The sequence below is a fragment of the Streptococcus sp. NSJ-72 genome (genome assembly GCF_014334035.1).
Classification (GTDB): Bacteria; Bacillota; Bacilli; order Lactobacillales; family Streptococcaceae; genus Streptococcus; species Streptococcus constellatus.
Genome location: NZ_CP060489.1, coordinates 565,541 through 580,800, shown reverse-complemented (window position 1 = coordinate 580,800; position 15,260 = coordinate 565,541). Strand labels below are relative to the sequence as shown.

17 protein-coding genes are annotated in these 15,260 nt (G+C 38.7%); 8 read left to right on the top strand and 9 right to left on the bottom strand.

All coding sequences use genetic code 11. From position 1 onward, the window contains the following. Positions 1–45: 45 nt before the first annotated feature. Positions 46–456: an HIT family protein gene (locus H8787_RS02930; RefSeq protein ID WP_003070368.1), complete on the top strand. Its 411-nt coding sequence runs from the start codon at positions 46–48 to the stop codon at positions 454–456. Positions 457–465: 9 nt separating this feature from the next. Continuing rightward, positions 466–753 (top strand): hypothetical protein, encoded by a 288-nt coding sequence (locus tag H8787_RS02925; RefSeq protein WP_037597822.1) that lies wholly within the window; start codon positions 466–468, stop codon positions 751–753. 55 nt (positions 754–808) lie between these two features. On the opposite strand, the gene brpA is transcribed toward H8787_RS02925, so the two are convergent. The 5 genes from brpA to H8787_RS02900 all read right to left on the bottom strand — a co-directional run bounded on the left by brpA (position 809) and on the right by H8787_RS02900 (position 5,355). Beyond that, on the bottom strand, positions 809–1,900 hold the full coding sequence (gene brpA / locus H8787_RS02920; RefSeq protein WP_039676503.1) for a biofilm formation/cell division transcriptional regulator BrpA: 1,092 nt from the start codon (positions 1,898–1,900) through the stop codon (positions 809–811). A 7-nt stretch (positions 1,901–1,907) separates the two neighbouring features. Beyond that, a complete protein-coding gene (locus tag H8787_RS02915) occupies positions 1,908–2,429 on the bottom strand; it encodes a GNAT family N-acetyltransferase (RefSeq protein ID WP_003070373.1) in 522 nt (173 codons plus the stop codon). Continuing rightward, positions 2,422–2,862, bottom strand: coding sequence for a tRNA (adenosine(37)-N6)-threonylcarbamoyltransferase complex ATPase subunit type 1 TsaE (tsaE, locus tag H8787_RS02910; RefSeq protein WP_003070375.1), 441 nt, complete (start codon positions 2,860–2,862; stop codon positions 2,422–2,424). The genes H8787_RS02915 and tsaE overlap by 8 nt, the downstream gene beginning before the upstream one ends. A 336-nt stretch (positions 2,863–3,198) precedes the next feature. Next, positions 3,199–4,638: an NCS2 family permease gene (locus H8787_RS02905; protein ID WP_049482190.1), complete on the bottom strand. Its 1,440-nt coding sequence runs from the start codon at positions 4,636–4,638 to the stop codon at positions 3,199–3,201. A 117-nt stretch (positions 4,639–4,755) separates the two neighbouring features. After that, a complete protein-coding gene (locus H8787_RS02900; RefSeq protein ID WP_187328198.1) occupies positions 4,756–5,355 on the bottom strand; it encodes a DUF1361 domain-containing protein in 600 nt (199 codons plus the stop codon). A 106-nt stretch (positions 5,356–5,461) separates the two neighbouring features. On the opposite strand from H8787_RS02900, the gene H8787_RS02895 reads away from it, so the two are divergent. The 6 genes from H8787_RS02895 (at position 5,462) to serS (ending at position 11,435) form a co-directional block, all read left to right on the top strand. Then, a complete protein-coding gene (locus tag H8787_RS02895; protein ID WP_003070380.1) occupies positions 5,462–6,274 on the top strand; it encodes a Cof-type HAD-IIB family hydrolase in 813 nt (270 codons plus the stop codon). 409 nt (positions 6,275–6,683) lie between these two features. Next, positions 6,684–7,673, top strand: coding sequence for a PTS sugar transporter subunit IIB (locus tag H8787_RS02890; RefSeq protein WP_187328197.1), 990 nt, complete (start codon positions 6,684–6,686; stop codon positions 7,671–7,673). A gap of 17 nt (positions 7,674–7,690) precedes the next feature. Further along, positions 7,691–8,497 (top strand): PTS mannose/fructose/sorbose transporter subunit IIC, encoded by an 807-nt coding sequence (locus H8787_RS02885; protein ID WP_003070383.1) that lies wholly within the window; start codon positions 7,691–7,693, stop codon positions 8,495–8,497. A 19-nt stretch (positions 8,498–8,516) separates the two neighbouring features. After that, positions 8,517–9,428 (top strand): PTS system mannose/fructose/sorbose family transporter subunit IID, encoded by a 912-nt coding sequence (locus tag H8787_RS02880; protein ID WP_003070386.1) that lies wholly within the window; start codon positions 8,517–8,519, stop codon positions 9,426–9,428. 146 nt (positions 9,429–9,574) lie between these two features. Continuing rightward, complete coding sequence (locus H8787_RS02875; RefSeq protein ID WP_003070388.1) at positions 9,575–9,946, top strand: DUF956 family protein; 372 nt, start codon at positions 9,575–9,577, stop codon at positions 9,944–9,946. A gap of 211 nt (positions 9,947–10,157) precedes the next feature. After that, complete coding sequence (gene serS / locus H8787_RS02870; protein WP_187328196.1) at positions 10,158–11,435, top strand: serine--tRNA ligase; 1,278 nt, start codon at positions 10,158–10,160, stop codon at positions 11,433–11,435. A 40-nt stretch (positions 11,436–11,475) separates the two neighbouring features. Here the strand turns inward: serS and H8787_RS02865 are convergent, their stop codons facing one another. The 4 genes from H8787_RS02865 to accC all read right to left on the bottom strand — a co-directional run bounded on the left by H8787_RS02865 (position 11,476) and on the right by accC (position 15,258). Further along, positions 11,476–12,135, bottom strand: coding sequence for a VTT domain-containing protein (locus tag H8787_RS02865; RefSeq protein WP_006269362.1), 660 nt, complete (start codon positions 12,133–12,135; stop codon positions 11,476–11,478). 107 nt (positions 12,136–12,242) lie between these two features. Then, complete coding sequence (locus tag H8787_RS02860; protein WP_003070395.1) at positions 12,243–13,013, bottom strand: acetyl-CoA carboxylase carboxyl transferase subunit alpha; 771 nt, start codon at positions 13,011–13,013, stop codon at positions 12,243–12,245. Continuing rightward, positions 13,010–13,873 carry an acetyl-CoA carboxylase, carboxyltransferase subunit beta gene (accD, locus tag H8787_RS02855; protein ID WP_187328195.1) on the bottom strand — a complete coding sequence of 288 codons (864 nt, stop codon included), beginning with the start codon at positions 13,871–13,873 and terminating at the stop codon, positions 13,010–13,012. Before accD ends, H8787_RS02860 begins: the two co-directional genes overlap by 4 nt. A gap of 17 nt (positions 13,874–13,890) precedes the next feature. Beyond that, a complete protein-coding gene (gene accC, locus H8787_RS02850) occupies positions 13,891–15,258 on the bottom strand; it encodes an acetyl-CoA carboxylase biotin carboxylase subunit (protein WP_187328194.1) in 1,368 nt (455 codons plus the stop codon). Between the last annotated feature and the right edge of the window lie 2 nt (positions 15,259–15,260).

The following is a 15,260-nucleotide window of genomic DNA, read 5'->3' as shown; positions in this document are numbered from 1 at the left end:
GTTCTTATATTATAACAAAATCTAGCAAAGTGGAGGTAAATTTTGATGGAAGATTGCATTTTTTGTAAGATTATTGCAGGAGAAATTCCATCTTCTAAAGTTTACGAGGATGAGCAAGTCTTGGCATTTTTAGATATTTCACAAGTTACTCCTGGGCACACCTTAGTTGTACCAAAAGAACATTTTCGTAATATGCTTGAAATGGACGGGGAAGCAGCCGGCCAACTCTTTGCATGCATACCAACTATTGCTCGTAAAGTGATGAAGGCGACTGACGCAAAAGGAATGAATATCATCAATAATAACGAAGAAATCGCTGGTCAAACTGTCTTTCATACACATGTCCACTTAGCGCCACGTTATACTGAAGATGATGATTTGAACGTAACCTTTGTTGCTCACGAACCCGACTTCCCTGCATTGGCAGCTTTAGCCGAAAAAATTTCAAATGCCTAAGGAGAAACTATGAAATTTAGCAATTTATTGTTATTCACAGGTGCAGCTACTGCCAGTTTTTACCTTGTTAAAAATAGAAAAAAAATCATGGATGAAGCTGTTGAAACCTATGATTCTATAAATAGTATACAGCAGGACCTTCAAAACATTCAAAAAAATGTACAAATCATTCAAGCACAAAAAAGCCATTTAGAAGCTATTTCACAGGATTTGACTTACCAATTTAAACTCTTTGAACAAGAAGCTACTGCACGTCTTCAGCAAATACAAGATACCTGGAATGCTCACAAAAAATAGATATAAAAAGGAATTTAGCATTTGGCTAAATTCCTTTTTATTACTGCACATAATACTATCCATTTGGATCTGCCCCATACGAACTGTTTGAGTAGGCTGATGAATCGGTCACACCATTTACTATACCACTCCCTGATTGACCAGAACTAGGAACAGCGTTGCCATACAGTTCTTCATATACAACAGCATTTGTTTCCAATTTAGTCACTTCTTCCAAACCTAATGATTTTCTCAAAATATTTTGCATTTCCAATAAATGCTCTGATGTGACGATTTGATAAGAACCACCATCTGCTAGGGTTGCTTCTTCGCCTTTTAACTGCTTACTTTTAATATTCTTGAAAGCATCTTGATAACCTAATAATTGAGGAATACTACCAGAAGACAACTCAACATTCGTCTGCATATTATTGCTAACAGCCTTTAAAATAGCTTGATAGTGACTAACACTATTTAAACTCAATACTTTTTGGACTACTTTTTGAATCACCTCACGTTGGCGCTTTTGACGTCCATAATCCCCTTCCGGATCTTGATAACGCATCCGCGAATAGACCAGTGCTTGATCACCATTGATATGTTGTTTCCCTGGTTCAACAACTGCTTTGTATTCTGGCTCGTTTTCTTCAATCGAGATAGGAAAACCAAGGGTGTTATTGACCGTAATGCCTCCAACAGCATCAACTAATTGTACCAGACCTTTCATATTGATCAGAACATAACGATCAATGTGAATATTCATCATTTTTTGAATCGTTGAAATCGCTAGTTCGGCACCACCATTAGCATAAGCTGCATTAAGTTTTGCTTGCGTTGTCCCATCAGCGGTTTTAATTTTGGTAAGAATATCCCTTTCCAAACTCATCATTGTCGTTTTTTTTGTCTTAGGATTAACTGTTACGAGAATCATGGAATCACTATTTCCAGCCCACCGATCTGAGCGTGATCCACTACCTGTATCCACCCCCATCAAAAGCAAGGTCAAAGGTTTGGTAGCGGCAATCACATTTGTTTCTTTCCCAAAGCTTTTATAAGTCTTAGACAAAGCATCTGTTGATTGGTTATAAATAGTAAAACCATAAACGCCTAGCCCCGCGATAGTTACAAGGCATAAGCTCAAAAACATTAAGATAATTTTTTTAAACATATTTATTCTAGTCTATCAGTTTTCCCATTAGATAAACATCAAGAAATTCCCCTTCTGTAAGATAGGCCCCTCTTTTTTGAACGCCCTCAATCTCAAACCCAAATGCCTGATACAAATGAACAGCACGTTCATTTCTTGCTTGTACAGTCAATTCTAATCGCCGAATCACTCCAGAATTCTCTGCCCAATTTATCGCCTCTTCTAAAAGAAACTTTCCTATGCCTTGATTCCAAAATGCTCTTTTAACCACGATAAAGATCTGCCCAATATGTCGAATCCGCTCATGAAAATCAGCTGTGATACTCACAAGACCAGTAATTTCATTATCTAATAGTGCAATTAGATAAATCTGATTATCTGACGCGGCCTGATGTTCAATGAAAGAGCTCATCTGCTCTTCTGTCATCAAAATCCCTGCGTCATCTAATGTCATGTAATCTGACTCTTGCCCAACCTGATTAAGAAAATCAATCAAATGTACAGCATCCTGAATCTCTGCTTCTCTTATCAGCAATTCTAACTCAGCCATTGAAAAGTTCCTCAAGTAAATTCTCAGCTCGATGACCTTTTGCGTCAAAGATCAATTCTCGACCATCATTTTTTCTTAGAATCGTCAATTTGAGATAATCGCTTGGTAAACTATCTTCCAATAATTCACCCCATTCAATGACTGTTACCCCTTCACCAAAGAGAAAGTCATCTAAATCAATCGAATCTGGATCTTCCCCAATGCGATACACATCCAAATGATAGAGTGGAAGGCGACCATCATATTCCCGAACAATCGTGTAGGTCGGACTTTTAATCATTTGTTTGATATCTAGCCCACGTGCTAATCCTTTGGTAAAGGTTGTTTTTCCAGCTCCTAGATCACCTGTTAAAATCAAAACATCTTGTTTTTGGAGTAAAGCGCCTAATTTCTCACCCCACGCCATTAACTCATTTTCATTATGACTAAACATTTTACTATTATATCAAAATTTTTCGTTTTCTGCTAAAATTTGACAAAAGAAAAAGGGGTGGGACAGAACTCATTTTGAAAATTTTTAGTTCGTAGTCTCACTCCCACAAAGATGATCAACAGTCTGAGAGACTATTGAGGTAATGGATAAAGGAAACAGAGTTTTTGTTAAAAAGACTCTTCTGAGTTTGAAAAGCAACTATTCTTGAGACTTGCTTCGCAATCTCTATTCGCCTCCTCAAAGCTGTGCTTTGAGCAATCAACTGCTGTATCGGTGATTTATTCAACAGTATGCTTGAAGCTAGGAACTTTCGTTCCAACCTCATTTTTTCAATCATTAAGCCAGAGCTAGACTGATAAAGTTTAGGATAAATAAGACATCCAACACCCAGATAATGGGATGAACTTCCTTAGCTTCACCCTTGATGATTTTCACAAAAGCATACATGATGAAACCTGCAGCAATACCATGAGTAATACTGTAAGTAAAGCCCATGAAAACGGATGTAAAGAATGCTGGTACTGCTTCTGATAAATCGTCCCATTCAATATCTTTCATGCTAGAGAGCATCATCATTCCCACAATGATAAGAATAGGTGCTACCGCTACTGTTGGTACAATAGCAAGAAGTGGACTAAAGAAACTTGACACAGCAAACAAAGCTGCAACAACAAGCGCTGTCAAGCCAGTACGACCGCCCGCTTCAATTCCAGCTGCACTTTCTACATAAGTCGTAACATTTGAAGTCCCTGCAATCGCACCAATAGTTGTCCCAACCATGTCTGAGAATAATGCCTTATCCATTTTAGTTTGAAGGCCAGACGAATCTTTAGCAGCTTCTTCATCTGCAATGTTAAAGATGCCCGCTTTGCGCCCTGTACTAATCAACGTTCCAATGTTATCAAAAATATCTGTTAATGAAAAGGCCAAAATAGCAAGAAGCACTTCTGGGATACGAGAAGGTTTTGCAAATAAAGCTAACAAACCGTTTTTGCCTAAAGCTGCACCAAAAATCTTTCCTAAATCCTGAACAGCAGCACTGATATTATTGGAAGCAAAATTGATTTTTGAAAGATCTACAACTCCCACCAAAATGGCTACGATTGTGGTTGCCGCAATAGATAATACAATACCTCCACGCACACGTTTCAAGACAAAGAAAATGGTGATGAAAATTCCAAACAAAGCTACAAGAACAGCTGGGTTGTTAAAATCTACCAAGCCCGGCGTTGCCATTCCATTGGCTGTAATAGCTGCTTGTGCCTTATCAGCACCTTTTCCTGTAACGCTATAAGTTCCCGGATCAATTGAGAATTTCAAAAGTCCAGCTTTTTTAACTCCAATGTAAGCTAGAAAAATCCCAATCCCACCAGAAATAGCATATTTTAAACTTTCTGGAATTGCATGAATAATAATTGTACGAACTTTGGTTAGCGTAACAACAATGCTGATAATCCCGCAAAGAAAAACCATCGCCAACGCTTCTTGCCAAGTATAACCAAGCGCAAAAACAACGGTATAAGTAAAGAAAGCATTCAATCCCATACCAGGAGCCTGGGCATAAGGAATATTGGCATACAAAGCCATCATCAGCGTTCCAGCAACAGTCCCAATGATTGTCGCCAAAAAAACACCTTGAGCTGGCATCCCTGTTTGACTGAGCATCTCAGGATTGACAAAGAGAATGTAACTCATTGCAAAGAAAGTGGTTAAACCAGCAAGAACTTCTGTACGAACAGTTGTACCATTTTCTTTTAGTTTAAAAAACTTGTCCATTTTTAAATCTCCTTAAAATTTACGAACGATAGTAGATATAATAACACAAAACATTCATAATTTCAACAGATTTTCAAAAAACAAACAAATTATTGCAGTGAGTTTTATCTAAAATCTTTATTTAGACTGATTTTTACTCAAAAAGACCAAGGACATGATTTGAATAAAGGTAAACCCTAAAATGAACAGCAGACTCTCCCGCTGCAAAGACACTGCCAGACGCTCAAAAACTAGTGTGGGATGACTAACTAAATCCCAAGAATTAAGTCGATCATAACGACCTATATAAATGGCTAAACTAGATAAAAACGACACCGCTCCAATAGCTAAATACTCTGTCCACCAATTCAACCTTAAATAATGTACAATCATGTTCCAGCTCTCAATTCCACATAAAACTCCAAAGAAAATACTTGGAACAAATGCCATAAAAAGATGTAAGCTTTCTCGATTCCACAAGGTATCACTCACCCAGTGCATGTGTACCAAGTCCGTAATCATATAGAACGTATTGGGGTAAAATGCTAGCCAAAGAAGAATGACAGGTAGGAAAAACCATTTCTTTTTAAACTGAATGGCTAGAAAAGCTGTATCATAGGCAATCAAAGCTAAAAACATATTCCAGATCAAATCCGGTCCCTTCGTTAAAATTCCTTCGACATAAACGATAGCAGAAATGATTGCAAAGAAAATATGAATGATAATTGTTTTACGCATACTCGATGTCCTCCTTCATTATATAAGAAAACATTATATCACAAATTATGCACTTTCATCTTAAAATCTGCTATAATAGAAAACAGCACAAATGAAAGAGTAAATTATGACAAAAAAAGTAATTGCAGTAGATTTAGACGGAACTTTGCTCAATTCTGACAGCAAACTGTCTGAATTTACAAAAGAAACCATTAAAAAAATTTCTAAAAAAGGCCACCATGTTGTTATCACAACAGGACGACCTTATCGGATGGCACGAGAATTTTACAAAGAGTTGGAGTTACATACGCCAATGATTAATTTCAATGGTTCTTTGACTCATATTCCTGAGAAAAAATGGCAACAAGAAAGATGCATCACCTTAGACAAAGAATATCTATTGGATATTGTCAAACGGAAACAAGAAATTAAAGCGGACTTCATCGCTGGTGAGTACCGAAAGAAATTTTATATTACAACACCAAATGAAGCAATTGCCGATCCAAAATTGTTCGGTGTGGAATCCTTTCGACCTGAAAATCAATTCATCCCTGACTTAGTGACTAAAAATCCCAATTGTATCCTCTTGCAAACACACGCTACTGATAAATATGCCTTAGCTGATGAATTAAATCAATTTTATCAACAGCAGCTCTCTATCAACACTTGGGGAGGACCGCTAAATATCCTTGAATGCACTCCAAAGGGCGTAAACAAAGCCTTTGCTTTAAAATATTTATTAGATATTCTGAACGTAGATCGAAAAGATTTAATTGCTTTCGGAGACGAGCACAATGATACAGAGATGTTAGCATTTGCCGGTACAGGCTATGCTATGAAAAACGCTAGTCAAACACTTCTTCCCTATGCAGATGAACAACTACCACTGACCAATGATCAAGATGGAGTGGCTCATCAATTATTGAAACTATTTTTATAACAATGCTTAGAGTTGGACAGGTCTTCTGCCCGATTCTTTTTAGTAGTTTGTTACAAAATCATGTAGTAAAGTGGATTCAGTTTTATGCTATAAATTTTATATGATGAATTTAGCTTTTTGGATTTAACATTTCTCTAAATTATTTATTGAGTTTTCTTTTTCTGTTCGATGTTTTCCAAGAAAAGAAAGAATATTTTTCATACTTTCATAATTTTTTGTAAACGTTTTTCAAGGTTAATATATTGTTTAAATGACTAGCCTTATCTGTTTACAATCTGTCAAAAATATGAAAGAATTTGACTTTTTTTAGCTTAAACTATTGCATTTTTCATGAAAACGTTTTATACTTAAATAGTCTTAAATTTTTCTTAAACTTAAGTCAAACATTTTATAAGGAGGAAAGACAATAATGAGTATCGGAATCATTATTGCAAGCCATGGTGAATTTGCTGCTGGTATTCATCAATCAGGTTCTATGATTTTTGGTGAGCAAGAAAAAGTTCAAGTTGTAACTTTTATGCCAAACGAAGGTCCTGATGATTTGTATGCTAAGTTCAATGATGCTGTGGCTGCTTTTGACGCGAACGATGAAATTCTAGTTTTGGCTGACCTTTGGAGTGGTTCTCCATTTAACCAAGCTAGCCGCGTAATGGGTGAAAATCCTGACCGTAAGTTCGCGATCATTACAGGTTTGAATCTGCCAATGTTGATTCAAGCTTATACAGAACGAATGATGGATGCCAATGCTGGCGTTGACACTGTTGTCGCAAACATCATCAAAGAAGCCAAGGAAGGAGTAAAAGCTCTTCCTGAAGAACTAAATCCTGTAGCTGAAGTAGCAAGTGCGCCGACTGCACCGACTGCTCAGGCTACTATTCCAGAAGGAACCGTTATTGGCGATGGCAAGTTAAAAATCAATCTTGCACGTATCGATACACGTCTTCTGCATGGTCAAGTTGCGACTGCTTGGACACCAGATTCTAAAGCAGATCGTATCATCGTTGCTTCTGACTCAGTAGCGCAAGATAAGCTTCGTAAGGAGCTGATCAAGCAAGCTGCACCTGGTAATGTCAAAGCAAATGTTGTCCCAATCGACAAATTGATTGCAGTAGCAAAAGACCCTCGTTTTGGTAACACACATGCATTGATTCTTTTTGAAACTCCTCAAGATGCACTCCGTGCGGTTGAAGGCGGTGTCGATATCAAAACACTTAATGTTGGCTCAATGGCTCACTCAACGGGTAAAACAATGGTCAATAACGTCTTGTCAATGGATAAAGATGACGTTGCAACCTTTGAAAAATTGCGTGACCTAGGAGTCGAATTTGACGTACGTAAAGTACCAAACGACTCTAAAAAAGATTTGTTTGACTTAATTAATAAAGCCAACGTTCAATAATAGAAAGGATTTAGAATATGTCAATTATTTCTATGATTTTAGTGGTCTTCGTTGCCTTTCTTGCTGGACTTGAAGGAATCTTAGACCAATTTCAATTCCACCAACCACTTGTTGCATGTACACTTATCGGTCTTGTAACAGGACACTTGGAAGCGGGTGTAATGCTTGGTGGTTCACTACAAATGATCGCTCTTGGTTGGGCAAATATTGGTGCTGCTGTTGCGCCTGATGCTGCTCTTGCATCTGTTGCTGCCGCTATTATTATGGTACAAGGTGGAGACTTTACAAACAAAGGTGTTGCTGTCGCAACTGCTGTTGCTATCCCACTTGCTGTTGCTGGTCTTTTCCTTACAATGATCGTTCGTACTATCTCAGTTGCCCTTGTTCATGGTGCTGATGCCGCTGCTAAAAAAGGTGATATCGCAAGCGTAGAACGTGCTCACTTGTTTGCTCTTGTCCTTCAAGGTTTGCGTATCGCTATTCCTGCTGCGCTTCTTCTTGCTATCCCAGCTGAATCAGTACAAAACTTACTTTCTGCAATGCCTGCATGGTTGTCAGATGGTATGGCTATCGGTGGTGGTATGGTCGTTGCCGTTGGTTATGCTATGGTTATCAATATGATGGCAACTCGCGAAGTATGGCCATTCTTTGCTATCGGTTTTGCACTTGCAGCTGTTAGCCAATTAACTCTTATCGCTCTTGGTACAATCGGTGTTGCAATCGCTCTTATCTACCTTAACCTTTCTAAAAAAGGTGGCAATGGTGGCGGAGGAGGTTCTGCTACATCAAATGACCCAATTGGTGATATTTTAGAAGACTACTAAGAAAGGAGCTACTAATATCATGACAGAAAAAATTCAATTATCAAAATCAGATCGTCAAAAAATTTGGTGGCGTTCAACTTTCTTGCAAGGTTCTTGGAACTATGAACGGATGCAAAACTTAGGTTGGGCTTATGCGTTAATTCCGGCTATCAAAAAACTCTACACTAACAAAGAAGACCAAGCTGCTGCTCTTGAACGTCACTTGGAATTCTTTAACACTCACCCATACGTAGCTGCACCTATCATCGGGGTTACACTTGCTTTGGAAGAAGAAAAAGCAAATGGTGTTGAAATTGATGATGCTGCCATTCAAGGGGTTAAAATCGGTATGATGGGGCCTCTTGCTGGTATCGGCGACCCTGTATTCTGGTTCACAGTTCGTCCTATCCTTGGAGCTCTTGGTGCCTCTCTTGCTTCAACAGGGAACATCATAGGCCCAATCCTCTTCTTCGTTCTTTGGAATCTTATCCGTATGGCCTTCTTGTGGTACACTCAAGAACTCGGTTATAAAGCTGGTTCTGAAATTACTAAAGATATGTCAGGCGGTATCCTTCAAGATATCACTAAAGGAGCTTCTATTCTCGGTATGTTCATCCTTGCTGTGCTTGTTGAACGCTGGGTAAATGTTAGCTTTGCACTTCAACTTCCTTCAACAAAACTCTCAGAAGGAGCTTACATCAATTTCCCTAAAGGTGCTGTAAGTGGTGAACAGCTTCAAAAAATCTTAGGCGATGTCGCAAATGGACTTAGCTTAACTCCTGAAAGAGCAAACACGCTACAAGGTCAATTAAATTCATTGATTCCTGGTTTGATGGGACTTCTCCTTACTTTCCTTTGCATGTGGTTGCTTAAGAAGAAAGTTTCACCAATCACTATCATCATCGGATTATTCATCGTTGGTATTATCGCCAAGGTTATTGGTTTGATGTAAAATGAAAAGAAGGCAGAAGCCTTCTTTTTTTACTGTTAAATTTTTAAAATTTGGCAATCAAAGATACCTTTCAAAGAAGAAAATAAAAATTTTTCAATGCAAATATGGTATAATGAAAAGGAAAGATTTAAGAAAAAGAGGGAAAGATGGCACAATCACAAAATACAAAAATTGATTTTCAAACAACCGGAACTTCTTATCTGGGAATTGGAGGAAAAGTTGGTAAATTTTTAATTGGAGATAAAGCACTTGAATTTTATGCGGATGCCAATGTTGAAGATTACATCCAAATCCCTTGGGATACTATCAATCAAATTGGCGCTAATGTTTCAGGCAAACGAATTAGTCGTCATTTTGAAGTTTTTACCGACAAAGGTAAATTCCTCTTTGCCTCAAAAGATGCTGGGACTATTTTGAAACATGCCCGAAATCATATCGGTAATGACAAAGTCGTTAAACTACCAACACTGATTCAAACAATTGGTCAATTTTTTAAAAATCTATTTGCAAAAAAATAAGAATTTTTGTATAATCGTAAGAAACGGATAAGTAAATCTAGTATCTCTTTCAGAAAGTCTGCGGCAGCTGTGAGCAGATAGAGAGCTAGCTTGAAATTCTACCGTACTACTAATTTCATAAATAATCAAGTGCACTTATGTGAAGTTGGATGGAACCGTGGCCCTGCCACTCCAACAGTTTCACAGGTGCACTTTTATTCTAGGAGGTCTTATGTTAGATATTAAACGCATTCGCACAGATTTTGATACTACTGCACAAAAACTAGCAACTCGTGGCGTTGATGCTGTAACACTTGATAAAATGAAAGAGTTTGATAGCAAACGCCGTGAACTCTTGGTTAAAGTCGAAAATTTAAAAGCAGAACGAAATACGGTGTCAGCAGAAATTGCCCAAGCAAAACGTAATAAAGAAAATGCTGATGATAAAATTGCTGCCATGCAAAAATTATCTGCCAAAGTGAAAGCATTAGACGCAGAATTAGCAGAAATTGACGCTACATTAACTGAATTTACAACCACATTACCAAATATTCCTCACGATAGTGTACCAGTAGGCGCTGATGAAGATGATAATGTAGAAGTCCGCCGTTGGGGGACACCACGTGTATTTGATTTTGAAGTAAAAGCTCACTGGGATCTTGGAGAAAATCTTGATATTCTAGACTGGGAACGCGGAGCAAAAGTCACTGGCGCTCGCTTCCTCTTCTACAAGGGACTTGGCGCTCGTTTAGAACGTGCTATCTACAATTTCATGTTAGACGAGCATCAAAAAGAGGGCTACACAGAGGTCATCCCCCCTTACATGGTTAATCATGATTCAATGTTTGGAACAGGTCAATATCCAAAATTCAAAGAAGATACTTTTGAATTGTGCGACACTAATTATGTTCTCATTCCAACTGCTGAAGTTCCTTTGACAAATTACTACCGAGACGAAATTCTAGACGGGAAAGACTTGCCAATCTACTTCACAGCTATGAGTCCGTCTTTCCGTTCCGAAGCTGGTTCTGCCGGTCGTGACACGCGAGGTCTGATTCGTCTGCACCAATTCCACAAAGTGGAAATGGTTAAATTTGCCAAGCCAGAAGAATCTTATGAAGAGCTGGAAAAGATGACTGCAAACGCTGAAAACATCCTGCAAAAGCTAAATCTGCCTTACCGTGTTGTAGCTCTTTCTACGGGAGATATGGGGTTCTCTGCTGCTAAGACCTACGACTTGGAAGTCTGGATTCCAGCACAGAATACCTACCGTGAAATTTCTAGTTGCTCTAACACAGAAGATTTCCAAGCTCGTCGAGCTCAAATCCGCTACCGTGACGAAGCAGACGGCAAAGTTAAACTTCTACATACTTTGAATGGTTCTGGTCTTGCAGTTGGTCGTACCGTTGCAGCTATTCTTGAAAATTATCAAAATGAAGATGGTTCTGTTACGATTCCAGAAGTGCTACGGTCATACATGGGTGGTGTAGATGTCATCGCACCGAAGTAACATAAAAACTCTGAGATTTTCAAATCATCTCAGAGTTTTCTTATCTCTTCATTTGATTGTTTCGCTTTTTAATCATTGCACTGCGAATAACACTTATCACAGTTGGAAGTAAGGTAACAATGACAATTCCAAAAATAATAGCTGAAAAATGAGTTTTCACAAAGGGAATATTCCCAAAAAGATAACCCGCCCCTGTCGCAATCAAAGACCAAGATAAGGCAGCAAGGAAAGTTCGTTTCAGAAAAGAATGAATAGGGAATTGACTAATGCCTGCTACAAAAGGCACAAAGGTACGAATAATGGGAATATAACGTCCTAAAATAATGGAAGAGGAACCATGTTTTTCAAAATATACCTCCGCTTCTTTGATATTCTCTTCTTTTATCAACTTGCTGAAAAATTTATAATGTACAAAACGATAGCCCAAGGTTCTGCCAATAAAAAAATTACAGGTATCACCAACAAAAGCCCCAACGAAAAATAGGAGCATAAAAAGCAGAACATTAAAATGCATTTCTGGATTGGCTGATAAGGCACCGGCGGCAAAAAGTAAGCTGTCTCCCGGCAAAAACGGAAATACAACAGCAGCTGTTTCAATAAAAATCACCAAAAATAAAATCAGATAAGTCCAGCCACCTACTGCATTGGCAATATTGTAAATATGCTCGTCAATATGCAAGATAAAATCAATAATAAACATCTCTTCTCCTTTTGTCTATTACCTATTATATCAAAAAATAAAGCGAAAAAACTGATTTGCAAAAAATAAAAAGAGCAGTGTAGAAAACTATCTTCTGCTCTATTTTATTAGTATTTTCTAAATCGTTGATAGCGATTTTCTAACAATTCTTCAACCGGTTGCTTAGATAAATAAGTAAGCTCTTCTACAATTTCCTGCTTCACAGCATTCAGTAAATCTTGATTTCTAAGCCCTGTCTCAGCAATGACTTTATCTACTACTTTCATCTCAAGAAGTTCATGAGAGGTGATTTTCATGAGTTCCGCTGCTTCCATAGCACGACTGCCGTCTTTCCATAAAATGGAAGCAAAACCTTCTGGGCTGAGAACGGCATAAATCGAATTTTCGAGCATCCACACTCTATCTGCGACCGCTAAAGCGAGCGCACCACCAGATCCGCCCTCACCGATAATAATAGCGATAATTGGCACCTTTAAATCACTCATTTCGAGCAAATTACGCGCAATCGCTTCTCCTTGGCCGCGCTCTTCAGCCCCAACCCCTGGATAAGCACCAGCTGTATTAATAAAGGTCACAATAGGACGAGCAAATTTCTCTGCCTGCTTCATCAAACGAAGTGCCTTCCGATACCCTTCTGGATGAGGCTGACCAAAATTACGGCGCAAATTATCCTGAAGGTTCCGTCCCTTTTGAATCCCTACAATAGTGATTGGCTGGCTATTCAGAGTTCCAATACCACCAATTACCGCTCCGTCATCTCGGAAAGAGCGATCTCCATGCAATTCAATAAAATCTTCACAAATTCCTTGTGCAAAATCCAAAGCTGTCAACCGCGCCTGATCTCGTGCTTCTTTAATAATTCGAGTAATCTTCGTCATTGTTTACCTCCATGGAAAGCAAGCAGTCTAGCAATGGTGGAACGCAATTCCAAGCGCTTGACAATGGCATCAACAAAACCATGCTCAAGCAGAAATTCTGCTTTTTGAAAATCGTCTGGCAATTTTTCGCGGACAGTGGTTTCAATCACTCGACGACCTGCAAAACCAACTAACGCTTGCGTTTCAGCCAAGATAATGTCTCCCTCCATGGCAAATGAAGCCGTCACTCCACCTGTTGTTGGATCAGTTAAAACTGTCAAATAAAACAAGCCAGCATTGGAATGTCGTCTCACTGCTGCGGACACTTTAGCCATTTGCATTAAACTCATAATCCCCTCTTGCATGCGCGCACCACCAGATGCGGTAAACAAAGTGACAGGCAGCCTATGTTCTGTGGCATATTCAAAAAGACGAGTAATTTTTTCACCAACAACCGTTCCCATAGATGCCATGATAAAATTGGAATCCATAATTCCCAAAGCCGTCTTTTGTCCATCAATTGTAGCAATTCCTGTGAGCACTGCTTCATCCAAGTCTGTTTTTTCGCGAATCTTTTTCAATTTCTCACGATAATTCGGAAAATTCAGAGGATCCTTCGTTTCAATCCCTGTAAACAATTCCTCGAAGCTATTGGCATCTACGGTCAGATTGAGACGTTCAAAAGCTGAAATACGAAACGTATAACCACACTGTGGACAAATACATTCACTTCCTAAATCTTTTTGGTAAATGATATGTTTACAACCTGGGCACTTTGAAAATAATTCATCGGGAAACTCAGGCTTTGATTGAGGCGTTTCGCGATTAGAACGATTTGGATTGATGCGAATATATTTATCCTTTTTTGAAAACAAAGCCATGAATTCTACTTACTCCTTTATTTTTTATCTTGATAAGCTGGTAAAAATTTCTCCATAAGAAAAGCTGTATCATAATCTCCAGCAATAACATTTGGATTAGCAATCAAATCCATTTGAAAGCGAGTATTTGTCACCACACCATCAATTTCTAATTCATAGAGTGCGCGTTGCATCTTCATTAGTGCATCAAAACGATTTTCACCATGCACAATAATTTTGGCAATCATACTATCATAATAAGGTGGAATCGTATAACCTGGATAAACTGCTGAATCTACACGCAGCCCCACACCACCATTTGGCAAATAAAGATTGGAAATCTTTCCTGGACTTGGTGCAAAGTTGAAGGCAGGGTTTTCAGCATTGATTCGACATTCAATAGCGTGTCCCGTTATATGTATATCTTCTTGACCAAAAGCTAGCTCTTGCCCCGCAGCGATTTTTATCTGTTCCTTAACAATATCGATCCCTGTTACAAATTCTGTTATCGGATGTTCAACTTGAACACGAGTGTTCATTTCCATGAAATAAAATTCTCTTTTTCCTTCGTCAAACAAAAATTCAATCGTCCCTGCATTTTCATAGCCAACAGATTGAGTAGCTCGTACAGCAGCTTCACCAATTTGACAACGAAGGGTCTTACCAATTGCAACCGACGGGCTTTCTTCCAACACTTTTTGATTATTTCTTTGAAGCGAGCAATCGCGTTCACCTAAGTGAACGACATGACCATGTTGGTCAGCCAAAATTTGAACTTCAATATGCCGAGCTGGGTAAATGACCCGTTCCATGTACATAGCACCATTTCCGAAAGCTGCTTTGGCTTCACTAGAAGCCGATTCAAAGGCAGCTGCTAAATCTTCTGTCTTTTCAACTTTCCGAATACCTTTGCCACCACCGCCAGCAGAAGCTTTGAGCATGACTGGATAGCCAATTTTTTCTGCAATCGCAAGTGCTTCGTCTGACGTATGAACTTCACCATCAGAACCTGGGATTACAGGCACATTCGCCTTAATCATCTGAGCACGCGCATTGATTTTATCACCCATTAAATCCATTACCGCTCCCGACGGACCAATAAATTTAATGCCAACTTCCTCGCACATGGTCGCAAACTTAGAATTTTCACTCAAAAAGCCAAAACCCGGATGAATTGCTTCAGAGCCTGTTAAAACAGCTGCTGACAATACTGCATTCATATTGAGGTAAGATTCTGTAGACTTTGCTGGACCAATACAAACTGCTTCATCTGCCAGTAAGGTATGGAGAGCTTCTTTATCAGCTTTTGAATAAACTGCTACTGTCGTAATTCCTAATTCTCTGGCCGCTCGAATAATTCGTACCGCAATTTCCCCACGGTTGGCAATTAAAATCTTACGAAACATGG

Bases quoted from the DNA above. Each gene is read 5' to 3' on its own strand.
- H8787_RS02930 (WP_003070368.1), top strand. From the start codon at position 46: ATGGAAGATTGCATTTTTTGTAAGATTATTGCAGGAGAAATTCCATCT.
- H8787_RS02925 (WP_037597822.1), top strand. From the start codon at position 466: ATGAAATTTAGCAATTTATTGTTATTCACAGGTGCAGCTACTGCCAGT.
- brpA (WP_039676503.1), bottom strand. From the start codon at position 1,900: ATGTTTAAAAAAATTATCTTAATGTTTTTGAGCTTATGCCTTGTAACT.
- H8787_RS02915 (WP_003070373.1), bottom strand. From the start codon at position 2,429: ATGGCTGAGTTAGAATTGCTGATAAGAGAAGCAGAGATTCAGGATGCT.
- tsaE (WP_003070375.1), bottom strand. From the start codon at position 2,862: ATGTTTAGTCATAATGAAAATGAGTTAATGGCGTGGGGTGAGAAATTA.
- H8787_RS02905 (WP_049482190.1), bottom strand. From the start codon at position 4,638: ATGGACAAGTTTTTTAAACTAAAAGAAAATGGTACAACTGTTCGTACA.
- H8787_RS02900 (WP_187328198.1), bottom strand. From the start codon at position 5,355: ATGCGTAAAACAATTATCATTCATATTTTCTTTGCAATCATTTCTGCT.
- H8787_RS02895 (WP_003070380.1), top strand. From the start codon at position 5,462: ATGACAAAAAAAGTAATTGCAGTAGATTTAGACGGAACTTTGCTCAAT.
- H8787_RS02890 (WP_187328197.1), top strand. From the start codon at position 6,684: ATGAGTATCGGAATCATTATTGCAAGCCATGGTGAATTTGCTGCTGGT.
- H8787_RS02885 (WP_003070383.1), top strand. From the start codon at position 7,691: ATGTCAATTATTTCTATGATTTTAGTGGTCTTCGTTGCCTTTCTTGCT.
- H8787_RS02880 (WP_003070386.1), top strand. From the start codon at position 8,517: ATGACAGAAAAAATTCAATTATCAAAATCAGATCGTCAAAAAATTTGG.
- H8787_RS02875 (WP_003070388.1), top strand. From the start codon at position 9,575: ATGGCACAATCACAAAATACAAAAATTGATTTTCAAACAACCGGAACT.
- serS (WP_187328196.1), top strand. From the start codon at position 10,158: ATGTTAGATATTAAACGCATTCGCACAGATTTTGATACTACTGCACAA.
- H8787_RS02865 (WP_006269362.1), bottom strand. From the start codon at position 12,135: ATGTTTATTATTGATTTTATCTTGCATATTGACGAGCATATTTACAAT.
- H8787_RS02860 (WP_003070395.1), bottom strand. From the start codon at position 13,013: ATGACGAAGATTACTCGAATTATTAAAGAAGCACGAGATCAGGCGCGG.
- accD (WP_187328195.1), bottom strand. From the start codon at position 13,873: ATGGCTTTGTTTTCAAAAAAGGATAAATATATTCGCATCAATCCAAAT.
- accC (WP_187328194.1), bottom strand. From the start codon at position 15,258: ATGTTTCGTAAGATTTTAATTGCCAACCGTGGGGAAATTGCGGTACGA.